4 protein-coding genes are annotated in these 3,015 nt (G+C 68.8%); 1 reads left to right on the plus strand and 3 read right to left on the minus strand.

Annotated features, from left to right (window positions below; translation table 11 throughout):
- A partial coding sequence (locus ACTHK2_RS11265) for an LPS-assembly protein LptD (RefSeq protein WP_440245809.1) occupies window positions 1-1,678 on the minus strand: 1,678 nt, incomplete at its 3' end.
- A 78-nt stretch (window positions 1,679-1,756) separates the two neighbouring features.
- Window positions 1,757-1,993, minus strand: a complete 237-nt coding sequence (locus tag ACTHK2_RS11270; RefSeq protein ID WP_440245810.1) for a hypothetical protein — start codon at window positions 1,991-1,993, stop codon at window positions 1,757-1,759.
- Between the two features lie 46 nt (window positions 1,994-2,039).
- On the opposite strand from ACTHK2_RS11270, the gene ACTHK2_RS11275 reads away from it, so the two are divergent.
- Window positions 2,040-2,216, plus strand: a complete 177-nt coding sequence (locus ACTHK2_RS11275) for a hypothetical protein (protein ID WP_440245811.1) — start codon at window positions 2,040-2,042, stop codon at window positions 2,214-2,216.
- A 169-nt stretch (window positions 2,217-2,385) separates the two neighbouring features.
- On the opposite strand, the gene ACTHK2_RS11280 is transcribed toward ACTHK2_RS11275, so the two are convergent.
- On the minus strand, window positions 2,386-3,015 hold a 630-nt coding region (locus ACTHK2_RS11280), incomplete at its 5' end, for a histone deacetylase family protein (RefSeq protein ID WP_440245812.1).

Here is a 3,015-nt window from a genome sequence, read left to right on the forward strand (position 1 = left end):
AGCGGTTGCTGCGGAACAGCTGGCTGAAGCTGAACGGCACTTCCTGCGTGTCGAAGATCGGCAGGTCGTCCTGGTTGCGGTACGGCACGCGCAGGTAGTACGCGCGCGGTTCGAACGTCTGCGTGTACGCCTCGCCGCCGATGGTGAGCGAGCGCTCGAACACCAGCCCGCTGTCGACGCTGAAGATCGGCACGCCGCGGCTCGGGTGACGCCCCTGTAGCAGCGGGCTGCCCTGGTCCAGATGGTCGAGGCCGTAGCTCGTGTAGCGGTAGCCGAGTTCCGGATGCACGAACCAGGCGGCGCCCTCGAGCGGCAGGTCCAGGTGCGGATAGAGGTCGACGCGGCGGCCATCGAGCGCATGATCCTTCGAGAACGCGACCGCTTCGGCGTCGATGCCGCCTTCGAGCAGGCCGGCGAGCGCGTGCTGGCCGCTGAACGTCATGCGCGGCAGGCGGCGGTACGGCTCGTACTGCGACGGCAGGGTCGGATCGGTGATCTGGTACTCGTCGCCGCCGATCGAGGCTTTCCACCACGTACCGTGCCCGTTCACGTACGCGCTCGACGGCAGGAAGCCGATCGCCGAGCTGTACAGGCCGCGGCCGAAGTCCTCGAAATAGCGGTCGTCCGACACGCGGTTGAGATTGACGTTCGCGCCCCAGTTGGCATTGAACGTCGTCGTGTCCTTCCACTGGTACCACCAGCGGCGATCCGGCACCTCGTCGCCGACTTCGAGCGATTCGTCGGCCGCGCGATTGTCGTGCGCGAGGAAGTCGGCGCTGAAGGTGCCGCTGCTGCTATCGGTGAGGTAACGGAATTCACCGCCGAGCATGAGGCCGCGCTCGGTCATGATGCGTGGCGTCAGCGTCGCATCGTAGTTCGGCGCGATGTTGAAGTAGTACGGCAACGTCAGGTCGAAGCCGCGCCGTTCGCCGTAGCCGATCGTCGGATACAGGAAGCCGCTGACGCGGCGATCGTCGAGCGGGAAGCGCAGGTACGGCAGCCAGAACACCGGCACGTTGCGCACGCGGAACGTGACGTCGTGTGCGCGGCCGATACCCTCCGCGCGGTCGAGGTCGAGGTCGCGCGCGGCGAACGCCCACTGCTGGTCGCCGAGATTGCAGGTCGAATAGGTCGCGCGCGTGAGTCGCGCGTGATCGACGTCGTCGACGATCGCGACTTCGGCGATGCCGTTGCCGCGCGACTGCAGCAGCTGGTAGCGCACGCCGTCGAGTGTGCACTGGTCGAGGTCGGTGTTGCCCTTCGCGTTCTCGGCCGACAGCAGCAGGCCGCGGTCCTGGTAGGTGACCGGCCCGGTCGCCGTGAAATCGGTCGTCTCGGCGTCGTAGGTGATCTTCTCGGCATGCAGGAACAGGTCGAGCTGGCGGATCTCCGCCTTGCCTTCGAGCACGTAGTGGTTCTTGTCGGTCGTGCTCACCTTGAGCGCACTGGCGTCACGCGGCGCCGCGCTGCGATCGCCGGTGGTCGGCAGGCCGGGGACGTAGAAGTCGAGCAGGTCGTTCTTGCCGCACATGCCCCAGTCGACCGGCTTCTTGGGGCACTTGAGCATCCCGGCCGGACACGACGGCGCCTCGTCCGCCCAGGCGGGCGACAGCGGCAGGGCGAGCAGGATCGCGAGCGCGAGGTGACGCCGGGCGGGAGCGGAGAGAGTGGGATGCACGGAGGTCCGTCTATGGCGACGCAAAGGCGGTAGCTTGCCGAAACCGGCGCCGCCCGGCAAACGTCCGCGCTTCCCGGCTCAGTCGAAGCCGTCGGCGAAGATTCGGTCGAACACGCCGAAGTCGCCGATGTAGGTCAGCGTGAACGGACCGCAGGCGTCGGGCGTGCCGTCCACGGGGCTCGTCGTCACCAGGAGGTCGTATTCGCCCGGCGGCACCTCGGCCAGCGAGATCGGCGTGATCGGATCGCCGATCACGCATCCGCCCTCGTCGCAGCCGGGTCCGACGAGCACCATGATCATCGGAAGCGCGCCCACGCCGCCGAGACTCAGCTCGGCCGTGGCGCTTTCGCCGACCCGCACGGTGGCGACGAAGGCAGGCGCGTTCGTGATCAAGGAAGCGCTGCACAAGGACAATCCGGCGGCCTCGCCGTTGCACGTCTGCCCCGAAAACTGGTCGAACACCCACGACATCGCCATCGGCGACGCGCATGTCTGTGCGTTCGCCGAGGCGAACGACAAGGCGAGCGTGCCCGCATAGGCACGGACGAGAAGGCTGCGAAAAGGTCCATTCATGATCGTCGCTCCTGGGACAGGTTCCGTCCTGGCCATCGCGGACGGGCGGCGGGATCGACCGGCGGCCGAGTCGCTGCGTGCCGGGTAACGACGTGTCGCTCCGCCGACGGACACGCCGCACGCCGTGCGCGGCGTTATGCCGACGGATCCAGCAGGGCAGCGACATGGGCCTGGGTCGAGGCGCGCAGGGCGTGGAGGTCGTAGCCGCCCTCCAGGCTTGACACGAGGCGGCCGGCCGCGTGCCGCTCGGCGAGTTCGACCAGGCGGCGGGTGATCCACGCATAGTCGTGCGTCTCGAGTTCGAGGGCGGCCAGCGGATCGCGCCGGTGCGCATCGAAGCCGGCGGACACGAGCAGCAGTTGCGGCGCGAACGCGTCGATCGCGGGCAGCACGGTGCGGATGCAGGCGTCGCGGAATTCGATGCTGCCGGCGCCCGCACGCAGCGGCGCGTTGACGATGTTGCCGGCGCTGCCGCGCTCGTTCTCGGCGCCGGTCCCCGGATAGAGCGGCGACTGGTGGGTCGAGGCGTACAGCACGCGCGCGTCTCCCCAGAAGATGTCCTGCGTGCCATTGCCGTGGTGCACGTCGAAGTCGAAGATCGCGACGCGCTCGAGGCGGTGCACGGCGATCGCGTGCGCGGCGGCCACGGCGACGTTGTTGAACAGGCAAAACCCCATCGCGGCCGACGGCGTCGCGTGGTGCCCGGGCGGTCGCACCGCGCAGAACGCGTGCCGCACGTCCCCGGCGACGACCGCGTCGACGGC

It is taken from the genome of Dokdonella sp., assembly GCF_051958935.1.
Classification (GTDB): Bacteria; Pseudomonadota; Gammaproteobacteria; order Xanthomonadales; family Rhodanobacteraceae; genus Dokdonella_A.